13 protein-coding genes are annotated in these 14,290 nt (G+C 60.3%); 5 read left to right on the forward strand and 8 right to left on the reverse strand.

Annotation, left to right across the window (positions count from 1 at the left end):
• Both IB266_RS14355 and IB266_RS14360 read left to right on the forward strand, forming a co-directional pair.
• Positions 1 to 922: RHS repeat domain-containing protein (locus IB266_RS14355; protein ID WP_192261581.1), on the forward strand; the 922-nt coding region annotated here is incomplete at its 5' end.
• An 11-nt stretch (positions 923 to 933) separates the two neighbouring features.
• Positions 934 to 1,356, forward strand: a complete 423-nt coding sequence (locus tag IB266_RS14360; RefSeq protein WP_192261582.1) for a hypothetical protein — start codon at positions 934 to 936, stop codon at positions 1,354 to 1,356.
• A gap of 257 nt (positions 1,357 to 1,613) precedes the next feature.
• On the opposite strand, the gene IB266_RS14365 is transcribed toward IB266_RS14360, so the two are convergent.
• Together IB266_RS14365 and IB266_RS14370 are read right to left on the reverse strand one after the other, a co-directional pair.
• Positions 1,614 to 3,401 carry a bifunctional diguanylate cyclase/phosphodiesterase gene (locus tag IB266_RS14365; RefSeq protein WP_192261583.1) on the reverse strand — a complete coding sequence of 596 codons (1,788 nt, stop codon included), beginning with the start codon at positions 3,399 to 3,401 and terminating at the stop codon, positions 1,614 to 1,616.
• A gap of 118 nt (positions 3,402 to 3,519) precedes the next feature.
• Positions 3,520 to 5,598: a carboxy terminal-processing peptidase gene (locus IB266_RS14370; protein ID WP_177431744.1), complete on the reverse strand. Its 2,079-nt coding sequence runs from the start codon at positions 5,596 to 5,598 to the stop codon at positions 3,520 to 3,522.
• Between the two features lie 139 nt (positions 5,599 to 5,737).
• On the opposite strand from IB266_RS14370, the gene IB266_RS14375 reads away from it, so the two are divergent.
• From IB266_RS14375 to IB266_RS14385, 3 genes are all read left to right on the forward strand, one after another.
• Positions 5,738 to 6,700 carry a zinc-binding dehydrogenase gene (locus tag IB266_RS14375; protein ID WP_192261584.1) on the forward strand — a complete coding sequence of 321 codons (963 nt, stop codon included), beginning with the start codon at positions 5,738 to 5,740 and terminating at the stop codon, positions 6,698 to 6,700.
• Between the two features lie 319 nt (positions 6,701 to 7,019).
• The gene (locus IB266_RS14380) at positions 7,020 to 7,655 is read left to right on the forward strand and encodes a DUF1326 domain-containing protein (RefSeq protein WP_060741104.1); all 636 of its coding nucleotides are present in this window, start codon (positions 7,020 to 7,022) and stop codon (positions 7,653 to 7,655) included.
• Positions 7,655 to 8,443: a DUF2182 domain-containing protein gene (locus IB266_RS14385; protein WP_192261585.1), complete on the forward strand. Its 789-nt coding sequence runs from the start codon at positions 7,655 to 7,657 to the stop codon at positions 8,441 to 8,443. The genes IB266_RS14380 and IB266_RS14385 overlap by 1 nt, the downstream gene beginning before the upstream one ends.
• 124 nt (positions 8,444 to 8,567) lie before the next feature.
• On the opposite strand, the gene IB266_RS14390 is transcribed toward IB266_RS14385, so the two are convergent.
• From IB266_RS14390 to IB266_RS14415, 6 genes are all read right to left on the reverse strand, one after another.
• Entirely contained in the window at positions 8,568 to 9,221 is a 654-nt protein-coding gene (locus IB266_RS14390; protein WP_060741106.1) for an HAD family hydrolase, read from the reverse strand.
• 34 nt (positions 9,222 to 9,255) lie between these two features.
• Complete coding sequence (locus tag IB266_RS14395) at positions 9,256 to 10,245, reverse strand: ABC transporter ATP-binding protein (RefSeq protein ID WP_060741107.1); 990 nt, start codon at positions 10,243 to 10,245, stop codon at positions 9,256 to 9,258.
• Entirely contained in the window at positions 10,242 to 11,042 is an 801-nt protein-coding gene (locus IB266_RS14400) for an ABC transporter permease (protein WP_192261586.1), read from the reverse strand. Before IB266_RS14400 ends, IB266_RS14395 begins: the two co-directional genes overlap by 4 nt.
• Positions 11,029 to 11,865: an ABC transporter permease gene (locus tag IB266_RS14405; protein ID WP_161951765.1), complete on the reverse strand. Its 837-nt coding sequence runs from the start codon at positions 11,863 to 11,865 to the stop codon at positions 11,029 to 11,031. Before IB266_RS14405 ends, IB266_RS14400 begins: the two co-directional genes overlap by 14 nt.
• 5 nt (positions 11,866 to 11,870) lie before the next feature.
• A complete protein-coding gene (locus IB266_RS14410) occupies positions 11,871 to 12,677 on the reverse strand; it encodes an alkaline phosphatase family protein (protein ID WP_192261587.1) in 807 nt (268 codons plus the stop codon).
• A gap of 215 nt (positions 12,678 to 12,892) precedes the next feature.
• Positions 12,893 to 13,960 (reverse strand): extracellular solute-binding protein, encoded by a 1,068-nt coding sequence (locus tag IB266_RS14415; RefSeq protein ID WP_192261588.1) that lies wholly within the window; start codon positions 13,958 to 13,960, stop codon positions 12,893 to 12,895.
• Positions 13,961 to 14,290 lie beyond the last annotated feature (330 nt).

Raw genomic sequence — 14,290 nt, forward strand, 5'->3', positions numbered from 1 at the left:
CCGCAGCTACGTCTACGAACCGGGCACCTTCCGCCCACTGGCCCTGCTCGACGGCGAAGGCCCCGACGCCCGCCCGTTCTACTACCACCTCGACCACCTGGGCACGCCCCAGGAACTGACCAACCCCGCCGGCCAGATCGTCTGGTCGGCGCGCTACAACGGCTACGGCAAACTCACCGAACTCACCCACGGCAGCGGCGAACAACTGGAACAACCGCTGCGCTTCCAGGGCCAATACTTCGACCCGGAAAGCGGCCTGCACTACAACCGGCACCGCTACTACAATCCCGAGACCGGCCGCTATTTGACGCCTGATCCGAGCAAGTTGGCGGGTGGGCTCAATGGGTATCGCTACACGGTGAACCCGACGGGGTGGGTGGATCCGTTGGGGTTGGTGGATTGTCCGGGGCAGGGTGGGTGTCGGCTGGCGGTTGGGGGGCAGGATCCGGCGGGCAAGGTCCAGGTAGATGAGGGTGAGCCGCGGTTGCCAAAGCCAACCGCTGCTGAGTTGGCTGAAAAAGAGGTCAGGCGTTTAGACAGGGAACAAGGCATGCACATGGTTGGTAAGCATAGCCCTGCGGTCCCAGATCAAGTGTGGAAGCAGCGAGCAATTGATGGTACAGACCCCGTTACTGGGAGGACCCCTTCACATAGGAAAGGGAATCCAAGTTCGAGGTTTTACAGTTGGGAATTACAGTTAAAAGCTTATGAGTTAGCAATTTCAAAGAAAAATAGCGGTCATGTATTGCTAACGGATAAAAGCGGAAGCAAATATCTACGGGCAGACTTTCCGGGGGCGGGAGAGGGATATATTCCAAACTCTAGGGATCCAAATGATCCAAAGCTGGTAAAGATGAATCGTATAGAAATGAAGTTTGATCGAGATACTGAAACCCCATTTACACTGTATCCAATTAAATAGGAGGCATAAAATTGATTGATCCTAGCACTGGGCAGCCTTACGTACCAACACCTGCATATTTTTTAGGTTGTTTCGATATATACGACCGAGAGGAAACTCTAGGTGAAGAGCTTGAGAAATTTGACCCCAATAACCCCGTAGATCGAGAGGTGTTAATTTTAAATTACTCGCTAACAAAGCGCTGGAAAATTACGTACAGACAAAAATTCCTCCTTTACAAAAGCTTAGGAGATGCCCTGCGAGATAGTAGTTATGATTTTCAGGCCCTATTGGAACATGACTCTCAGACCTGTTCATCGCTCCCTAACGGATGGGATACGATGAACAATCCTAGAATTTTCTTTGAAGATATATATAAATTCGCAACTGAAGTATGGGCAGACGACCTCCGCAAAGCTGAAGCTGAAGACAGATCTACTTGGGACTACGTGTAGGTACTCTTTGATGGGGGTTAGGCCAGAGGCAAGTAATTGAGTTTGCTACTGCTTAATCAACCACCACCAAACCGCTTTTGTGGCGAGGGAGCTTGCTCCCGCTGGGCTGCGAAGCGGCCCCAAAACAGCCAGCTCGATCAACCAGACACACCGAGGCGTTGTTCAGAAGGGGGCTGCTACGCAGCCCAGCGGGAGCAAGCTCCCTCGCCACAGGGGGGGCGCCAGGGCGTTCGGGCCGTGGTGAATGGAGAATCCGCTCACACCGACAACCCCACCTCCACCACAGCCTCCCGCTCAGCCAAACCATCTACTAAATACACACTCCCCCCCAAAATCTCCTTGGCGTGGTGCTTGGCCTGGGAAGCCAGTTCCGCCAGCTGGCTGGCATCCAGTTTCTCGCAGGCCTCGGCGCGCAGATGCACCACCCCAATCGACAGTGACAACAACGCGAACTCCTGGCGAACCCCTTGCCGATTCAGGGCGGTAAAGCACCCCGCCTCCAGATGTTCAGGCCGGTAGAAGCGTCGGCAATGGGTCTGGAAGTCGCTCAGCAATTGGTCCAGGCGTTTGCGCCAGTCTTCCGGGCCGAGGACCAGCAGGAAGTCGTCGCCGCCGATGTGGCCGACGAAGTCGCGGCTGGGGTCGATGCGTTCGTTCAGGCATTGGGCCAGGCACAGCAGGACTTCGTCGCCGCGGCCGTAGCCGTAGATGTCGTTGAAGGGTTTGAAACTGTCGATGTCCACGTAACAGATCACCGATTCCTGCCGTTGTTGCAGCAGGCGCGTGAGGCATTGCTGGATCGGGACGTTGCCCGGCAGCAGGGTCAGTGGGTTGGCGTAGCGGGCCTGTTGAATTTTCAGTTCGGTGATGAGCTTGAGCACGTCGATCACCCGGCCCAGGCCCAGGTAGCTGCCGTTGAGGGTGATGATGAAGTCTTCTTCGATGCGTTGTCGGGCGCGGCTGGTGATCAGGCGGCTGACTTGTTGCAGCGATTGGTTCAACTCCACTGCGAGAAAGTCATCGCTCATCAGTCGGCTGATGGGCTTGCGGGCGAACAGGTCGGTGGCGAAGGGTTTGAGCAAGGCGTCGGAGAGTGAATGGCGATGGACGATGCCGCAGGGCTGGTTCTGATTGTCCAGTACCGCCAGGGAGTTGAGGTTGGCCTGGCGCCGAAACGCTTCCAGCACGGTGGCGGTCGGTGTGTTGTGGGCCATCGCCGGTTGTTCGTTGAGCAGCGCACTGAGGTCGTTGATCTCATCGCTCAGCGCCGCCACGCCGCTGTCCTGCCTGGGCATCAGCGCCCTGGCATCGCGTGACGGTTGTTCCTGGGGGCGGGCCAGCAGATACCCCTGGACCAGGTCGACACCCATTTCGATCAGCACCGCCAGTTCTTCCGACAGTTCGATTCCCTCGGCAATCACCTGGGCGCGGGAAGCCCGGGCGATTTTCAGGATCGAGCCCACGAACTCGCGCTTGAGGGCGTCCTGATGGATGCCGTCGATGAAATGCCGGTCGATCTTCACATAGTCGGGTCGCAATTCTGACCACAATCGCAGGCTCGAATAACCGGCACCGAGGTCGTCCAGGGCAATCGAGAAACCCATGGCCCGGTAGTGATGCAGGGCGGTTTGCAGGAGCTGGAAGTCATCGATAGGGGTCTGTTCGGTCAGTTCGATCACCACCTGGCTGGGTGCGATGCCGAAGTCTTGCAGCAATTGCAGGGTGCGCCCCGTCTGGTGCGCGGATTCCAGCAGGGACTCGGGCGAGACGTTGAGAAATAGCTTGCCCGGTAGTTTTTGCTCGTTGAAGCGTTGGCAGGCGCTGCGGCGGCAGGCCAGCTCCAGCTCGCTGAGGCGTCCGGCCTGGCGCGCCACGGAGAGCAGCGCGATGGGCGAGTGCAGTGGGCTGTTGGAAGGGCCGCGGGTCAAGGCTTCATAGCCCACGATGCGCCGTTCGGAAAGGCAGATGATCGGTTGGAACAGACTGTGCAAACCGCTTTGAGCCAGGATCGAACTCAAGGCACTCAGCTGCTCTGTCGTGGTCATGGCAATCTCTGGCGATAAAAAAAGGACCGGGTGCGGGGCACCCAGTCCTGTATTTCACGACAGACTGATGTCAGTTTGATGACACTCCGACGAGCATCACCATTAAATGGCCATCATCTTAGTGCTTGGCGATCGCCGTATTGAGTTTCAGGTAATCCAGCAGGATCCGCCCGGTCTCGCTCAGGTAGGCATCGTCTTCCGGCTTGGTTTTCTCCGGCTCGGTGATCAGGTCTTCGTCTTCTTTCTTCAGCTCTTTGAGGGGTTCTTCGCCCTTGGCCTTGCGACGCAGGTTTTCCATGGCCAGTTGCTTGGCCTCGATGTCGGCATGCTGCGCACGACGGTCGGTTTCGTTGAGGGTGACGGTTTTCTCCATCATCAACTTCTGCGCCAGGGCCAGTTTGTCGCGGATGAACACGAACTCCGCATCCTGGGCCGAGCGCGCGTCGTGGTCGGACTTGAGTTGGGCCAGGAACGGCTTGAACGGGTCCACGGCCGGTTTGATCGCCGGCCGGATGGTGTCCCACGGCATGGCTTCGGGCAGGGCGCTTTCACCGATTTCCTTGGTGTCGATGATCGACGGGTAATCGATGTCAGGCAGTACGCCCTGGTGCTGGGTGCTCTGGCCGGACACCCGGTAGAACTTCGCCAGGGTCAGCTTCAGCTCGCCGTGGTTGAGCGGCTGGATGGTCTGCACGGTGCCTTTGCCGAAGGTCTGGCCGCCGATGATCAGTGCCCGGTGATAGTCCTGCATTGCGCCGGCGAAAATTTCCGAGGCCGATGCCGACAAGCGGTTGACCAGCAAGGCCATCGGCCCCTTGTAGAACGCGCCCGGGTTTTCGTCTTCCAGCACATCCACTCGGCCATCGGCGTTACGCACGAGCACGGTCGGGCCCTTGTCGATGAACAGGCTGGTCAGCTCGGTGGCTTCCTGCAGGGAGCCGCCGCCGTTGTTGCGCAAGTCGATGACCACGCCGTCGACCTTTTCCTTCTGCAGTTCGGTCAGCAGCTTCTTGACGTCACGAGTGGTGCTCTTGTAGTCCGGATCCCCAGCGCGGAAGGCCTTGAAGTCCAGGTAGAAAGCCGGGATCTCAATGATGCCGAGCTTGTAGTCCTTGCCGTCCTGCTTGAGGTTGAGGACCGATTTCTTCGCCGCCTGTTCTTCCAGTTTCACCGCTTCACGGGTGATGGCCACGATTTTGCTGGTCTGGTCGTTCGGCGCGTTGCTGGCCGGGATGACTTCCAGGCGCACCACCGAGCCTTTCGGGCCGCGGATCAGCTTGACCACTTCGTCGAGGCGCCAGCCGACCACGTCGACCATTTCCTTGTTGCCTTGGGCGACACCGATGATCTTGTCCGCCGGGCTGACCTGTTTGGTTTTGTCTGCGGGCCCCGCCGGGACCAGGCGCACGATCTTCACCTGGTCGTTGTCGCTTTGCAGCACGGCACCGATGCCTTCCAGGGACAGGCTCATGTTGATGTCGAAGTTTTCCGCGTTATCCGGCGACAGATAGTTGGTGTGCGGGTCGTAGGACATGGCAAAGGTGTTGATGTACGCCTGGAAAATGTCCTCGGCGCGGGTCTGGTCCAGGCGCGCCAATTGGTTCTTGTAGCGCTTGGTCAGGGTTTCCTGGATCTGCTTGGGATCCTTGCCGGCGATCTTCATGCGCAGCACTTCGTCCTTGACGCGCTTGCGCCACAGGTCATCGAGTTCGGCTGTGCTTTTGAGCCAAGGGGCGTCCTTGCGGTCGACCTGCAAGGTTTCCTTGGTATTGAAATCGATTTTGTCGACGCCCTTGTTCAGCTCGGCAAGGGCGTAGTCCAGACGCGCCTTCACGCGGTCCAGGTAGCGCTTGTAGATGGTGAACCCGGCGTTCAGGTCGCCGCTCTTGAGGAAATCGTCGAACTGGGTTTTCCACTTGTCGAATTCGGCGATGTCGCTGGCCAGGAAATAACTGCGGGACGGATCGAGCAGCTTCAAATAGCTGTCATAGATGATGACCGAGCGCGCGTCATCGAGCGGCGGCTTGCTGTAGTGATGGCGCTTGAGCAATTCGACGACATTAAGGCTGGCAATCACTTCGTCGCGATCGGGCTGAAGCTTGTCCCAGCTGTTGGCCGCGAACGTATCGTTCGACAACGGTAACAGGCCGAGGCCAATGACGAGCGCGAGGGCGGTGCTGGGGAACAGGTGCTTCATGCTGATTCGACGCAGGGACAATTGATAACGCATATTAGGCCGTCTTTGAAGTCGCCGGTTCCATGTGGCCCGGGCGCATAATGCAAGAAAGCCCGGCGTTGAAGCAGCGGGCCCAGTCGAGACTCACTATGGAGGCACCGTGAAAGCATTGCAAGGCGTTGAAGGCCAAGTGGTATGGGCAGATGAGCCGAGCCCGACGTGTGATGTGGGGCAAGTTCGCATCCGTGTGGCGGCCGCCGGCCTGAATCGGGCCGATTTGTTGCAAAAAGCCGGGCTTTACCCGCCGCCACCCGGTGCCAGCCAGATATTGGGGCTGGAGTGTTCCGGGGTGATCAGCGAGGTCGGGCCGGGCTCGTCCTGGCAGGTGGGCGACCGGGTTTGTGCGCTGCTGGCCGGCGGTGGAATGGCCGAGGAAGTGGTGGTCGATGGCCGCCATGTGCTGCCGGTGCCCGAAGGCTTGTCCTTGGCTGAAGCGGCCGCTCTGCCTGAGGTCTACAGCACCGCGTGGCTGAATCTGTTCCAGCTGGCGGCGCTCAAGCCGGGCGAGAAAGTGCTGCTGCACGCCGGGGCAAGCGGCGTCGGTTCGGCTGCGATCCAGCTGTGCAAGGCGTTCGGCAACCCGTGCTGGGTCAGTGTCGGTTCGACCGAACGGCTGTCTTATTGCGAGGCCTTGGGCGCCCAGGGCGGCGTGGTACGCACCGATGGCCTGGAGGGTTTGAACGACCTCGGTCCCTTCGACGTGATCCTCGATCCGGTGGGTGGCAGCTACGCCAAGCTCAACGTGAAACTTTTGTCAGTTGACGGCCGTTGGGTGTTGATCGGCCTGATGGGCGGGCGCTCGACCGAGCTCGATCTGGCCCAGGTGCTGGGCAAGCGTATCCAACTGTTGGGCTCGACCCTGCGCAGCCGTGACGATCAGTTCAAGGCTGACCTGATCAGTGAGCTGGGACAACAGGTGTGGCCGCTGTTTGCCGACAAGCGCCTGAGCCCGCAGTTGGCCCGGACCTTCGCGATCAAGGACGCCGAAGCGGCGTTCGCGGAGCTGGCGACCAATCAGGTGTCGGGCAAGTTGGTGTTGCTGATCGATGAGAGCCTGAGCTGATTTTGCGCAGACTTGTGGGAGCGAGCTTGCTCGCGATAGCGGTGTGACAGTCAACAAAGTTGTTGAGTGTGCGACCGTCATCGCGAGCAAGCTCGCTCCCACAGGTGTCTTTATGTGCAGGAGCATTTGCATGCTTGCACCGACATGACGGGCACCTTCATCCTAATTGACAGTGGCTTGCACCGTTGACCGGCGACCACGGGCAAGCGGACCTTTGGTCGGCAGCCCGTACCCGATGCGCGCCCCCTGCTAGCGTTAATTAAGGAGGGATGGGGATAACCGCAGCTTTCATTTCACCCGCCAGGTGAAGAGGTTGATCATGGCCATCGCCGAATGGCGCATGCAGGGCGTCGAATTCGTAGCCTGCAACTGTAATTGGGGCTGCCCTTGTCAATTCGATGCGCCACCGACCCGGGGCCACTGCCAGGCGGTGGCGTCGATGCGAGTGGAGCACGGGTATTTCAATCAGGTGGCGCTGGGCGGCTTGTGCTGGGCGGCCACCTTCGCTTGGCCGGGTGCCATTCATGAGGGCAACGGCAGTTGTCAGGTGTTCATCGATGAACGCGCCGACGAGGCGCAACGCCAGGCCCTGCTGACCATCCTCTCTGGCTTGGAGAGCGATCCCGGGGCCAACGTGTTTCAGGTGTTCAGCAGCACCATGAGTGAAGCGTTCGAACCGCTGTTCGTGCCCATCACCCTATCCATCGATGTCGATCAGCGCTTGGCGCACCTGGACATTCCAGGCGTGCTGCAGGCCAGCGGCGAGCCGATCCGTAGCCCGATCGACGGCTCACCTCATCGAGTCCGCCTGTCCCTGCCCAACGGCTTCGAGTTCCTTGAGGCCGAAGTCGCCAGCGGCAGCTACCAGACGCATTCAGCCCTCAAGCTACAATCCCAGGGCAGTCATAGCCATCTCGCCCACGTGCACTTCACCGGCCATGGCATAGAGCCGTAATGGCAGGGCCTCGGGCGGTGACGCCGAGCAAGCGACTGACAGGCGAGCAGTTGCTGTTCCTGCTCTGCCTGCTCGCGCTGACCGTCCTGGCCTGGCTGATGCTGCTGCGCATGGCCCGCGATATGAGTGCCCCGGGGGGCATGGCCGATGCGGCAATGGCCGGTATGGTCATGCCCTGGAGTCTGAGCGATGCGCTGCTGATGTTCGTCATGTGGGTGGTGATGATGATCGGCATGATGCTGCCCAGCGCCGTGCCCATGCTGCTGATCTACCAGCAGATGCTGCGCAAGCGCATGCCGGCACCGCAGCGACACCTGGCCCTGCTGCTGTTTTGCAGCGCCTATGGCCTGGTCTGGGCCGGCTTCGCCCTGGGCGCCACGGCGCTGCAATGGGCGCTAGAGCGGCTTGCCCTGCTCAGTCCGGGGATGCGCAGCAGCAGTACCGCCCTGGGCGCTGGCCTGCTGCTGGTCGCAGGCGTCTATCAGTGGCTGCCAAGCAAGGCGGTCTGCCTTGAGCATTGTCGCGGGCCGCTGCATTTTCTTCTCGGCTACTGGCGCCCCGACGTGCTCGGCGGCTGGCGCATGGGCCTGGCCCATGGCGCTTACTGCCTGGGCTGCTGCTGGGCCCTGATGGGCCTGCTGTTCGTGGTCGGCGTGATGAATCTGCTCTGGGTGGCAGTGATCGGTGTCTTCATCCTGCTGGAGAAAAACCTGCCGCAGGGACTCTGGCTCAGTCGTCTCTGCGGATTGTTGTTGCTCGGCTGGAGCCTGTGGCTGCTGCTGGGCTAGGGGCTGAACTTGTGGGCACTGAGCCCGTGGGAGCTGAGCTTGCTCGCGATTGCGGTATGTCAGCTAAATCAATGTCTGCTGATCCACCGCTATCGCGAGCAAACTCGCTCCCACACCGGGCTGCTTACTTCCAGCTATGGATTGGCCACCCGGCCGATTCGGCATGGGCCTTCAACACCGGGTCCGGGTTCACCACGTGCGGGTGATCGACCTTGAGCAACAACGGCAGGTCGTTGCGCGAGTCGGAATAGAAACTCGCGCCTTCCAGGTTCTCCTCCTCGGCATCCAGCCAGTCCAGCAACCGCGCGATCTTGCCTTCGCGGTAGGTCAGGGTGCCCACGGTCTTGCCGCTGTACACGCCATGGGCCACTTCAAGCTCGATCGCCAGGATCTCATCGATACCCAGGCGTTCGGCAATCGGCTTGACCAGATGTGTGCCGGAGGCCGAGATCACCAGGATCCGGTCGCCGGCCTTGCGGTGTTCGGCGATGGTCTTGGTGGCGTCGCTGAAGATGATCGGTTCGATGAAGTCTTCCACCCACGGCGCCACCAGGTGCTCGATTTCTTCCGGTGTGCGGCCGATCATCGGTTCCAGGCTGAAGTCCATGTACTCTTCCATGCTCAGCTTGCCGTGGCTGTAGGCGTCCATCAGTTCGTTGTTGCGCCGCATGAACGACTCGGGATCGACCCAGCCCAGGCGACCCATCTGTTCGCTCCAGAGGGTGGCGCAGTCGCCGTGGATCAGGGTTTCGTCCAGATCAAAAATTGCCAGGGCCATCAGCGTGTTTCCCTTTTCAAAATCAACAAAGCCATCAGGCTACCTCACACAGCGCCGATGGATCGATGGAAAGTGCCAATCGTGCGCCATCGGGGTGCAAATCGGCGGCCGAGCGGTTGAGCACATCCACCACCAATTCCACGCCACGGGCCTCGACCCGGTAGCGGATGACGTTGCCCAGCAGGCTGTGGCTGCGGATCAGCGCATCGGCCTGGCCACTGCGGCTCAGCTCGATGGCCTCCGGGCGGATGGCGATGCGACCGTTCACCGGTCGCTGCAGCAGTTTGCTCGCGCTGTCGGCGTCCAGCAGGTTGTAGTTGCCGATGAAGCCGGCGGCAAAGACATCGACTGGCGCAGTGTAAAGGGTTTCGGCATCGCCGCTTTGTACGATCTTTCCCTGGTTCATCAGGAAAATCCGGTCAGACATGGTCAGGGCTTCTTCCTGGTCGTGTGTGACGAAGATCGTGGTCAGGCCCAGTTCACGCTGGATCTGTCGGATCTGTTCACGCAAGTGCTTGCGAATCCGCGCATCCAGGGCTGACAGCGGCTCGTCCAGCAACAACAGGCGCGGCCGCGTGACCAGGGAGCGGGCGAGGGCGACACGCTGGCATTGGCCGCCGGAGAGTTGATGGGGATAGCGGGCGGCAAAATCGTGCAGCTCCACCAGGCGCAGGATCTCCAGCACGCGCTGGCGACTGTCCGAGGCGTCGACCTTTTGCATGCGCAGGCCGAAGGCGACGTTTTGCTCCACGGTCATGTTCGGGAACAAGGCGTAGCTCTGGAAGACCATGCCGATGCCGCGTTTCTGAGGACTCAGCGGGACGATGTCCTGTCCGTCGAGGATGATCTGGCCGGCATCCACTGCGGTCAGGCCGGCAATGCAGCGCAACAGCGTGGACTTGCCGCAACCGGAAGGGCCGAGCAGGGTGACGAATTCGCCCTTGGCGATCTCGCAGTTGATGTCGCTGAACACCGGGGTGCCGGCATAGCTTTTTTGCAGGTGTTGGACGCTGACGTAGCTCATTGGCTTTTGTCCTTGTTCAAGATATTGGCCGCCCAGGTCAGGACCAGTACGAAGAAGAAATAGGAGATCACCAGCGCACTGGTGAAGTGGCCGCTGCTGTTGCGCATGTTGTTCAGGTAGACCTGCAGGGTTTCATAGCGGGTGCCGACGAGGATGTTGGCAAACACGAATTCGCCGAACAGGAACGAGAAGGACAGCAGCAGCGCCACCATCAGGCCTTTGCGCAAGTTCGGCAGCACCACCAGGAACGCGGCCTGGAAGGTGCTGGCGCCAAGCAGTTGGGCGGCGTCCATCAGGTCGCGCAGGTTGATGGCTTGCAGGTTGTTGGTGATCGCCCGGTACATGAACGGCAGGGCGACGGTGAAGTAGCAACCGATCAGGATCCACGGCGTACCGACCATCGCCAGCGGCCCGGAGCCATAGAGTTGCAACAGCCCCACCGACGACACCACGGGCGGCACCGCGAACGGCAGGAGGATGAGGATGTTCATCAGTGCGTCGAGTTTGGGGAAGTGGTAGTGCACCACGAACAGCAGCGGCAGGATCAACACCACCGAGAGCACCAGCGCACCGACACAGACCAGCAACGATTGACCGAAGGCGTGGAGAAAGCGCGGATCGCTCCACAACTGCACATACCATTTGAAGGTGAAGCCGCTGGGTAGCACGGTGGCCGACCAACTGCTGGCGATGGAGTAGACCAGCGTGCCGGCCAGGGGCAGCAGCAGGATGGCGAACAGCAGGTACACCACCGCCCGATGATAGAGCCCGACGGAGCTCGGTTCAGCGCGAGACATGGTAGCTCCTCTTGAGCAGCAACTGATGGACGATGGTCACCACGGTCATCAACGCCACCAGCACCACGGCCAGGGCACTGGCCAGGTTCGGGTCGAGGGAAATGTCGCCGGAGACCATGGCGGCGATTCGGATCGGCAGCACGTTGAAGTTACCGGTGGTCAGCGCGTAGACCGTGGCATAGGCGCCGAGGGCGTTGGCCAGCAGGATCACGAAGGTGCCCAGCAGTGCCGGGGTCAGCACCGGCAAGCCGATGTGCCGCCAGAACTGCCAGCCGCTGGCGCCGAGCAACTCGGCGGATTCGCGCCAGTCTTCGCGCAGGGCGTCGAAGGCCGGGTAGAGCAGCAGCACGCCGAGGGGAATCTGGAAGTAGGTGTAGAGAATGATCAGCCCGGTTTTCGAATACAGGTTGAAATCCTCGATGATCCCCGCTTGCTTGAGCATGATCGTGATGCTGCCGTTGAACCCCAGCAAAATGATGAAGGCGAAGGCCAGGGGCACGCCGGCGAAGTTGCTGGTCATGTTGGCGAAGGCATTGACGAAGTTGCGCAGCCGCGAATCCACACGGCGCAATGAGTAGCTGCCGAGCACGGCGATGACGATGCCGAACACACTGGACCAGAAGCTGATCTCCAGGCTGTGCTGGATGGCTTGCAGGTAGAACTTGGAACTGAAAATTTTGCTGAAGTTGGCCAGGCCCCAGCCGAACTCTTCCGATTCCAGGCTGTTGACCAGCACCCAGAGCAGCGGGGCGATCTGGAACACGATGAAGAAAATCGCGAAGGGCACCAGGCACAACGCTGCCAGCCATTTGCCGCGCGTCATGGCGTTCACTTGAGTAACTCCTGGCAATAGGGTTTGTCGTGGTCGACGCCGAGCAATTGGCAAATCGTGCCGCACAGCTCGGTCTGCCTCGGTGCGGCAGCGGGATCGAAACTGAAGCTGTCACCCAGGACGAACAGCGGCACTTCCCGTTCTTCGGCCAGCAGGCCGTTGTGGGAGCGGTCGTTGTTCATGCCGTGGTCGGAGGTCACCAGCACCTGGTAACCGGCGTCGAGCCAGGCTTGCAGGTAGACCGCCAGGTTGATGTCGGCCGAGCGGGCACTGTTGCGGTATTGCGGGGTATCGAGGCCGTGCTTGTGGCCGGCGTCGTCGATATTCATCGGGTGCACCAGCAGGAAGTTCGGCAAGTAGCGTTGGCGCAGGTGTTCGGCGTCGGCGAACAGGTGGGAATCGGGGTAGTGGTCGTTCCAGTAGAAATGCCCGTATTGAATCGGCAGGTCGGGATTGTCGGTGTGACGGTCGCGACCGGCCACGAAGGGCGAAGCGTTGTAGAGCTCGCTGACCCAGTGGTACGCCGCAGCCGCTGTGCTCAGGCCGGCCTGGGTGGCGTAGTGGAAAATGCTGCGCTGGTTCGACAGGCGCGTGACGTTGTTGTGCACGATCCCGCTGTCGATGGGCACGACGCCGGTGAGGATGCATTCGTAGAGTGGGCGGGACAGGGCGGGCAACTCACATTCCAGTTTGTAGAGGGCCGCGCGTCCTGCGCCGACGTAAGCCTGCAAATGCCCCATGGCATGCCGGGCGACCTCATGGTTGAGACCGTCGAGCACCACCAGGATGACGTTGTGCTTCATGGATACCAGGACTCCGGATGGACACCAGAAAACTCGGACTCATCTCGGTCCAGTGTGGGAGCAGGCCTGTGGGAGCAAAGCTTGCTCGCGATGCTGGCGACACGGTGCAACTGTGAGACCGTGTCATCGTTTATCGCGAGCAAGCTTTGCTCCCACAAGGGCCTGCTCCCACAATTGGATTGCCAGTGGATATCCGAGCGGGTCTGACTACCGCCTCACTTCATCTCGACGATGACTTGTTCATTCCACGCCTGCGGCAGTGCCTTGGAAGTCTTCTCCCACGCATCCGCATCCTTGATCGGGGTCACGCCTTTGTACTGCTCGTTCGGCAGCAGTTTGGCCTGGACCTCTTCCGGCAGTTTCAGGTGCTCGGCGCGGATCGGACGGGCGTTGCCTTTGGCCAGGTTGATCTGGCCGGCGTCGCTGAAGATGTACTCGCGGGCCAGCTTGGCGGCGTTCGGGTGCTTGGCGTATTTGTTGATGATGGTGGTGTAGCCGGAGATGACCGAGCCGTCGGACGGAATCAGCACGACGTAGTCATCCGGGTTGGCCATCTTGGCCTTGTAGCTCAGGCCGTTGAAATCCCAGACCACACCGACTTCGACTTCACCTTTTTCCATCGTGGCGATGGTCGGGTTGGCCATGGACAGGCGCCCTTGCTTGGCGATTTCGGCAAACATCAACAGGGCCGGCTGAACGTTCTTCTCGTCGCCGCCGTTGGCCAGGGCCGCCGCCAGCACGCCGTTGGCGGCCTGGGCCGCGGTGCTCACGTCACCGATGGAGACTTTGTATTTGCCGGTCTTCAGGTCAGCCCATTTGGTCGGCACTTCGGAACCGTGCAGCAGCTTCTTGTTGACGATGAAGGCGATGGTGCCGGTGTAGGCCAATGCCCAGTTGCCGTCTTTGTCCTTGGCCCAGGCGGGCACTTGTTCCCAGGTGCTTGGCTTGTAGGGCTGGACCACGCCCTGCTTGACCGCGATCGGGCCGAACGCCGCCCCGACGTCGCCGATGTCGGCACTGGCGTTGTCTTTTTCGGCGGCGAACTTGGCGATTTCCTGGGCCGAGCTCATGTCGGTGTCGATATGTTTCAAGCCGTAGACCTTGGCCAGGTCGTCCCAGGTGCCTTTCCAGTTTGCCCAGTCATCGGGCATGCCGACACTGTTGACGGCGCCTTCCGCTTTCGCAGCGGCTTCCAACGTTTTCAGATCGGTGTCAGCGGCCATGGCGGCGGTGCACATGGCAATGGTCGAGCCTAACAGTGATGCCAGGAAAAGCTGTTTCATCCGAAGCTCCTATGGGCGTTTTCAACGCTGCGATTGCGGTTGTGTTGGTCTAGGTCAGCAATACCTGAGCCAATGTAGGCGAGCCCTGTGACATTTTGATGTCGGTGTTGGAGGCTCCAGGAAATACCCGGCTCGTGGAGGTTGGCTGCGAATTAAGCGTAGACCATGGTTAAACAGCTGATATGAAAGGACTTGGCCGTTAATTTGCACGCTGGCACAACGACCGTTCGGCGGCTCTGTCATCTGCCAGTCATGTGCAGTGCCTAGGCTTGCTGGACCCAGAAGTGGATCGATGAACCGTCGATCCTGCCCCGAAACAGTGCTGGCCTA

Source organism: Pseudomonas sp. Pdm06, assembly GCF_014851795.1.
Taxonomy (GTDB): Bacteria; Pseudomonadota; Gammaproteobacteria; order Pseudomonadales; family Pseudomonadaceae; genus Aquipseudomonas; species Aquipseudomonas fluorescens_AA.